The sequence below is a fragment of the Roseovarius autotrophicus genome (assembly GCF_018069895.1).
Classification (GTDB): Bacteria; Pseudomonadota; Alphaproteobacteria; order Rhodobacterales; family Rhodobacteraceae; genus Roseovarius; species Roseovarius autotrophicus.
In genome coordinates, this window is sequence record NZ_JAGQDH010000002.1 from 289,925 (window position 1) to 297,419 (window position 7,495).

General features: G+C 62.5%; 6 protein-coding genes and 1 tRNA gene. 2 read left to right on the forward strand and 5 right to left on the reverse strand.

The genetic code is table 11. The annotated features are described in order from the left end of the window. The first annotated feature begins 457 nt into the window (after positions 1-457). Together KAK09_RS04490 and KAK09_RS04495 are read left to right on the forward strand one after the other, a co-directional pair. Positions 458-868, forward strand: coding sequence for an HU family DNA-binding protein (locus tag KAK09_RS04490; RefSeq protein ID WP_210877645.1), 411 nt, complete (start codon positions 458-460; stop codon positions 866-868). Positions 869-887: 19 nt separating this feature from the next. Next, positions 888-962, forward strand: a tRNA-Val gene (locus KAK09_RS04495). Positions 963-1,218: 256 nt separating this feature from the next. On the opposite strand, the gene KAK09_RS04500 is transcribed toward KAK09_RS04495, so the two are convergent. The 5 genes from KAK09_RS04500 to KAK09_RS04520 are packed head-to-tail and all read right to left on the reverse strand — an operon-like array spanning position 1,219 to position 7,057. Continuing rightward, positions 1,219-2,487 (reverse strand): amidohydrolase family protein, encoded by a 1,269-nt coding sequence (locus tag KAK09_RS04500; protein WP_210877646.1) that lies wholly within the window; start codon positions 2,485-2,487, stop codon positions 1,219-1,221. After that, complete coding sequence (locus KAK09_RS04505; protein WP_210877647.1) at positions 2,487-3,434, reverse strand: ABC transporter permease; 948 nt, start codon at positions 3,432-3,434, stop codon at positions 2,487-2,489. Before KAK09_RS04505 ends, KAK09_RS04500 begins: the two co-directional genes overlap by 1 nt. Position 3,435: 1 nt before the next feature. Next, positions 3,436-4,485, reverse strand: coding sequence for an ABC transporter permease (locus tag KAK09_RS04510; protein ID WP_210877648.1), 1,050 nt, complete (start codon positions 4,483-4,485; stop codon positions 3,436-3,438). Continuing rightward, positions 4,475-6,037: an ABC transporter ATP-binding protein gene (locus KAK09_RS04515; RefSeq protein ID WP_210877649.1), complete on the reverse strand. Its 1,563-nt coding sequence runs from the start codon at positions 6,035-6,037 to the stop codon at positions 4,475-4,477. The genes KAK09_RS04510 and KAK09_RS04515 overlap by 11 nt, the downstream gene beginning before the upstream one ends. Next, positions 6,038-7,057 (reverse strand): BMP family protein, encoded by a 1,020-nt coding sequence (locus KAK09_RS04520; protein WP_210877650.1) that lies wholly within the window; start codon positions 7,055-7,057, stop codon positions 6,038-6,040. It lies immediately after the preceding gene. Positions 7,058-7,495: the final 438 nt, after the last annotated feature.

The following is a 7,495-nucleotide window of genomic DNA, read 5'->3' on the forward strand; positions in this document are numbered from 1 at the left end:
CCTAAGAGTGCAAGATCCTGTTTGTTTCCCTCTTTGGGCTGGTGACCGGGCCATTCTGCCTCAAGGCCGTTTGCAATGTCCGCGAAATCCGCATTGACGCCGACCGCATCCGGCTCCTGCCAGTGGGGTCGGAGGTGCGCTTTGCGGATATCGAGGGGGGGATGTGCCAAGCCGGATGGAGCGGCATGACACGGCGCCCGGAACTCTCGGGGGGGGCTGTGACTGAGGATGGCGACGAAGGCGCGGCGTATCGCTCCGGGGGCTTTCTGGCTTTGCGTTATCCGATTGGTGCAGCGCGCGGGCTTCTACCGTTGCCCCTTGGGCCATCTTGGTGCGGTGTCTTCCAAAGTGATCGACAAAGCGTCTGCGCGTTGCCCGAAACGCGCTGGCCTTGGCATTGATATGCCGCTAGCGTGTTTCCAAAGGTGAGACAGTCACGCACCAGATGAGGCATTCCATGGCGACGAAACCCTCCACACGCAGCACGCCCCGCAAGCCAACCGCTACTCGCGCCACCATCGCAAAACCGGAATCGCTCGTCGCGGACAGGCCCAACCCCGCCGCCCCGGCACGACCCGAATTGAAGCGGCAGGAACTGTTGGCAGAGGTGGTCAAACGCGCGGAGATCAAGAAGAAAGCGGCTAGGCCCGTGCTCGAGGCGGCGCTTGCCGTCATCGGCGAGGCACTGGCCGAGGGGCGCGATCTGAACCTTGCGCCACTGGGCAAGATCAGGATCAATCGTATGCGCGACCTGCCTAACGGCCGCATCCTGATTGCCCGTATCCGTCAGGGCGCGGGTGATGCGGAGACCACCGCCAGGGAAGATGGCGATGATGTGAAAGAGGTGGTTGCAGAGCCTACGGAGTGACGCTAAAAGCCGCGTCAACGGGTGATTAGCTCAGTGGTAGAGCGCTTCGTTCACATCGAAGATGTCAGGAGTTCGAATCTCTTATCACCCACCATTCCCGTCTTTGATGTTGCGCCACCTTCCGGCGACAACACGAGTTCCGACCCGGACGGACTGCCCCGACTGATCGAGGCCAAGGCGACGAAGGTCAGAGCTCAGTCAAGGACATCGTGATTGCTGTTCAGCTTCGAAACCGAACAGGGTCATGGCCTGCTGAATTCACTCAACGCTTTTGCAATCAGGTTCTGGGTGCGTGGCGCATTGCATTGGAACTGCCCGTCCCGGGCATGCCTCTGAACAGATGCGGCACGCTACAGGCGACGATCGACCTGTTCCGGGCGTCCGGGCAAGACCAGCCGAGCGGTGTCGCGCGGGTTTTGTGCGACCAGGTTTCCCTTTGAAATAACCCACAGACGCGACGCCCGCAGCCGAAGCGCCTCGACCGGATGGGCTGCATCCAGCACCACCAGCGAGGCCATGTCGCCCGGTTCAAACCCGTAGCCGTTCAGCCCCATGATTCGTGCATTCTCGGTTGTTACCATGTCGAAACAGGCGCGCATCTCATCGGGATGGGTCATTTGCGCGACATGCAGGCCCATGAATGCCACATCGAGCATATCCGCCGTGCCCAGAGGATACCACGGATCCAGGACGCAATCCTGCCCCCAGCCCACGGTTACGCCATAAGCGCGCAGTTCCTTCACACGCGTCAGCCCGCGCCGCTTGGGAAATGTGTCGTGGCGGCCCTGAATGACGATATTGATCAGCGGATTCGGCAGGGCCGCGATCTCTGCCTCGGCGATCAACGGCAGAAGTTTCGAGACATAGTAATTGTCCATCGAATGCATGGAGGTCAGGTGCGAGCCGGTCGCGCGGCCCTGCAAGCCGTAGCGGATCACCTCTGCCGCCAGCGTCTCGATGTGGCGCGACATCGGATCATCGGTTTCATCGCAATGCAGGTCGATCGGCAGCCCGCGTTCCGCAGCGATGCGGCACAGATCGGTGACCGAGGCACGGCCTTCCTCCATCGTGCGCTCGAAATGCGGGATGCCGCCCACAACATCGACCCCCATATCCAGCGCGCGCAGCGTCTGATCGCGCGCCTGCGGGTCGCGATACAGCCCGTCCTGCGGAAAGGCCACCAGTTGCAGATCGAGATAAGGTCGCACGGTCTCGCGCACGTCCAGAAGGGCCTGCACACCCTTCAACTCCGGGTCGCAGGTATCGACATGGCTGCGGATCGCCAGCAGCCCCATGCTTACGGCCCAGTCGCAGTAGGCGAGTGCACGGGCCTTCATCTCGTCAATCGTCGTGACCTGCTTCAACTCGCCCCACAACGTGATCCCTTCCAGGAGCGTGCCCGACTGGTTGATGCGGGGGATGCCATAACTCAGCGTCGCGTCCATATGGAAATGCGGATCGACAAAGGGCGGGCTGACCAGATCGCCGTTTGCGTGGATCACCTGGCCCGCCTCGGCCCCGTCAAGCCGGTCAACCGCCGCGATCCGGTCGCCCCGGATACCGATATCCGCAACTCTCCCGTCAGGTAGGGTGCCGCCTTTGACGATCAGATCAAACATCAACGCTCTCCCTTGTTGAACGGCACCATCAGCGCGGCAGGCACCGAAGCGCGGCGCGACATGATCACCAGCGCCAGAATGGACAGGACAAATGGCATCATGAGGAATATCTGGTATGGAATATCGGCCCCGATAGCGGTCTGCTGCAGCCGGATCTGCAGCGCATCGAACATGGCGAACAGCACCGCTCCCAACAGCGCCTTGCCGGGCATCCAGGCGCCGAAGACCACCAGCGCGATGCAGATCCAACCACGCCCGTTCACCATCTCGAAAAAGAAGGAATTGAAGGCTGACATGGTCAGGAAGGCACCACCGACCGCCATCAGACCGGAACCCACGATGACGGCCCCCATGCGCAGCCCCGTGACCGACAGGCCCTGCGCGGCCACAGCCGCCGGGTTCTCGCCAGCCGCGCGCAGCGCCAGACCCAGCGGCGTACGGAACAGAACGAAGGAAACGACGCCGACCAGCCCAAAAGCCAGATAGGTCAGCGGCGTCTGGGAGAACAGGGCAGGTCCGATCAGCGGAATATCGGACAGGATCGGGATGGGCAGCGGCTGGAACGGTTCGATCCGGGGCGGCGCGGTGACGCGCGGCAGTGCCAGACGATAGGCGAAATAGGCGCTGGCCGTCGCCAGAAGCGTGATCCCCAGCCCCACGACATGCTGGCTCAGCCCAAAGGGCACGGTGAGCGTGCCATGCAGCAGGCCAAACAGCATCCCCGCCAGCATGGCCACCACAACGCCGGTCCACAGCCCCCCACCGGAATAGACGGTCATCCAGCCTGCGAAGGCGCCCACGACCATGATCCCCTCGATCCCGAGGTTCAGCACGCCCGCACGTTCGCAGATCAATTCGCCCATCGTGGCAAAGATAAGCGGCGAGGCAATGCGGATCACCGCAGCCCAGAAACTCGCCGAGAGGAAGATTTCAAGAACCTCGCCCATGTCAATCCCACCGCACCCTGTAGCGCGTCAGCGAAATCGCCAGCACCATGGTCAGCAGCGCCGTGGCCAGCATGATATTGGCGATATAGGTGGGCACGCCCGCCGCGCGGCTCATGCTGTCCGCGCCGACAAAGACGCCCGCGACGAAAATCGCGCTAACCACCACACCAATGGGGTTCAGAAGCGCCAGCATGGCAACGATGATGCCCGTATAGCCAAAGCCCGGCGACAGATCGAGCGTCAGGTTGCCGCGCAGCCCCGCCACTTCGGAAAAGCCTGCAAGGGCGGCAAGCCCGCCCGACAGAAGCGCGGTCTTCAGGATCACGCGGTCCACGGGAATGCCGGCGAACTCTGCCGCCTGCCGGTTTTGCCCCACCGCGCGCATCTCATAGCCCAAGGTCGTGCGTGACTGAAGCGCCCAGACCACCGCCGCCGCGATCAGTGCGAATGCAAAGCCCCAATGCAGGCGCAAGCCCTCCACGATCCGTGGCAGACGCGCATCAGGGATCAGGCGCGAGGATTGCGGCCAGCCCATGCCCATCGGGTCTTTCAGCGGCCCCTCGAGCAGCATGGAAATGAACAGCAGCATGATGAAATTGAACAGCAATGTGGTGACAACTTCATCAACGCCAAATCGCGTCTTCAAGATGGCGGGCGCCAGAAGCACCAGCGCGCCTGCCAGCATCGCGGCCCCGGCCATCGCGGGCAACAAGAACCCGGGCGGCCAGCCAAGCCACCCCGTACCAAGGAGCACCGCCATCAGCGCCCCGGCGTAGAGCTGCGCTTCGGCACCGATGTTCCACAGCCTGGCGCGAAAGGCGACTGCGACCGCAAGCCCGGTAAAAACGAGCGGGGTCGCACGATTGAGCGTCTCCAGCAGAGCGAACTTTGATCCGGCAGCTCCGCGGAGTATCAGGCCAAGCGTCTGGAACGGATTGGCCCCGGCAAGCATCGCGAGAGAAGACCCGAGAACAACGGTCAGCGCCAGCGCAGCCACCGGAAAGCCGATCAGCCGAAGTGCTGATGGCCGGTCAATTGCTTCAAGCCGCATCCTGCCCCCCGGCCATGTTCTCGCGTGCATATCCTTCGCCGACCATCCAACGTCCCAGATCGCCTGCGCTCATGCTGCCTCTTGCAAAGGGGGGAGAGAGGCGGCCCTCCGAGATGACATGGATCACATCCGACAGTGTCTGGATCTCGTCCAGATCCTCGGAAATCAGCAGCACGGCCGCGCCCCGGTCGCGCGCGGCAAGAAGCTGGCCCTGCACGAATGTAATCGCACCGATATCCAGCCCCCGGACCGGTTGGTTCGCAAGAATGATCTGCGGGCCGGTTTCCATCACGCGACCCAGGATCAGCTTCTGCATGTTGCCCCCCGACAGAAGTCTGATCCGCGTTTCCGGCCCCGGACAGCGCACGTCATAGGACCGGATCACAGATTCTGCAAAAGCGCGCGCCGCGCGCCAGTCCATCCAGCCGCGCCGCGCGAAAGGAGCGTCTCTGTAGCGCTCAAGAATAGCGTTTTCGGTCAGGGTGAAATCGGCAATCGTGCCTGTCTTGTGCCTGTCTTCCGGGATGCGCGCGATCCCGGCCCGCAGCGCCTTGGTCACGGACCAGTGCGCATGCACGGTCCCGTGCAACCGTATCTCGCCGCCGCTCGGGCGCTCCGTTCCGGCGATCAGATCGGCCAGCCCGGCCTGACCGTTGCCCGACACGCCCGCAAGCCCGGTGATCGTGCCGGCCCGCAAGCTCAGATCCACCCGGTGCAAGCCCCGCACGTTGCCCCGGTCTGGGGTCGAGACGGCGCGCAACTCCAGAAGTGCGGGGCCGGGTGTCATGGCGCGCACCTCGGGCGGGCTGATGCTGTCGCCCACCATCATCTCGGCCAGCGCGCGCGGGTCAGTGTCTGTCACCGCGACCTCGCCCATCAGTTTGCCATGCCGCAGAACCACCACGCGGCTGGCAATCGCCATAACCTCGTGTAGCTTGTGGCTGATGAATATGATCGACAAACCCTGCGCCACCATCTTGCGCAACGCGGCAAAAAGCGCATCGGCCTGTTGTGGGGTCAACACGGCGGTCGGTTCATCAAGGATCAGGATGCGCGCATCGCGATAGAGCGCCTTGAGGATTTCCACCCGTTGCCGTTCGCCCACGCTCAGCGTGCCCACCCGCGCATCGGGGTCCACCGCCAGCCCGAAATCCTGTGCCAGCCGCGCCAGTTTCGCGCGTGCGCCCGCCATGTCCAGCCGCGCGCCCCACAGAGGTTGCGTGCCCAGCACGAGGTTATCCAGAACCGACAGATTGTCCGCGAGCGTGAAATGCTGGTGCACCATGCCCACGCCAGCCGCCAGCGCCGCGCGCGGATTGCCCTGGGGCAGGGCCTGGCCAAACAGTTCGACCGAGCCGGAATCGGCCGTATAATGGCCGAACAGGATATTCATCAGCGTCGTCTTGCCGGCGCCGTTCTCGCCCAGAAGGGCTATGACCTCTCCGCCATGCAGGCTCAAGCTGATGGCGTCGTTCGCCACTAGCCGGCCAAATCGCTTGGTAATGCCATCAAGGCGCAGGACAGGCCCCTGCGCCTGTTCTCTCGGCGGCATTTAAGAGGACCGGGGTTCGTCGTCGTTGATTTCGACCTCGAAGGTTCCATCCAGGATTTCCTGCCTGCGCTGTGCCACGAGGTCCATGATCTTGCTCGGCACGCGGCCTTCGAACGTGCCCAGCGGCGCCAGCGACGAGCCACCGTGGATCATGTAGGAATAGATCCCGTAATTATCGGCCTTGAAGTCCCCGGCTTTGACAGCCGCCACAGCGGTGTCCAGTGTGGGCTCGAAATGCCATATGGCAGAGGCGACGACGGTATCAGGATAATCTGCCTGCGTGTCGATGACATTGCCGATGGCCAGCACACCTCGTTCCTGCGCGGCATCAGAGACACCAAAGCGTTCGGCATACATGACATCCGCGCCTGCTTCTATCATCCCGAAGGCGGTTTCCTTCGCGCGGGGCGGATCGAACCACGACCCGATAAAGGCAACCTGGAATCGGATCTCCGGGTTCACCTCGCGCGCACCTGCCATGAAGGCATGCATGAGCCGGTTTACTTCGGGAATCGGAAAACCGCCGACCATGCCGATATTGGCGCTTTCCGTCATGGCCCCGGCGATCAGGCCGCTCAGATAGGCCGCATCGTGAATGTAATTGTCGAAAACCGCGAAATTGGGCAGCGCGGCATCATCCAAGAAGCTTGACCCCATGAGGAAGGCGACATTGGGGTATTCCGCCGCCACTTCGCGCGCTTCCTGCTCTACCCCGAACACCTCTCCGATGATCAGCTTCACACCAGCCTCGGCATACTCGCGCATCACGCGCGGATAATCGGTATTCGAGACATTCTCTGTGAAGGTATAGGCGATGTCGCCCCTTGCCTGCGCAGTTTCTGCCGCCAGATGGATGCGGCTGACCCATTGCTGCTCGACCGGAACAGTGTAAATCCCGGCGACGCGCAGCGGCTCGTCTGCAAACAGCGCCCCCGGCAGCATTGCCGTTGTCAGCATCGCCCCGGCAGCGGTTGTGCCGATCAGAGCGCGGCGGGTCAGATGACGTGGTTTTCTGGTCATGGAAAGCTCCCTCTATGGTCAATGCCAAGGCAGATCTGCGCGGGCCTTGGCAGACTATAAGCGGGGATTTTTTTACTAGCGAGTAAAATTTACACCCGACAACCCGTCACTCCGCCAGGCGGAAGACCTCGCGTGCGTGAAGGTGGGGCCGCGCTTCCGGCGCGATGCAACTTTCTGGTTGCGTCGGCGGGCGTGAGATTCGGTGGCAGAAAATCCTTGTGACGCGAGGGACTTGCAATGATCATCGCGTGTGTCGGGGTGTGATTCGGCAACGCGATGCCATGAAGTCCGCACCTCTGCTGCGTGGTCCCGGTGATGGAGTGGATGCCTCCCTCCCCTACGGCATCGCAATGTGCCAAGCTTTGGGCGCTGAAACCAAGCAAATCGAAGGAGGCATCCGTGAAAGAAGTTACCATCATTGGCGTCGATCTGGCAAAG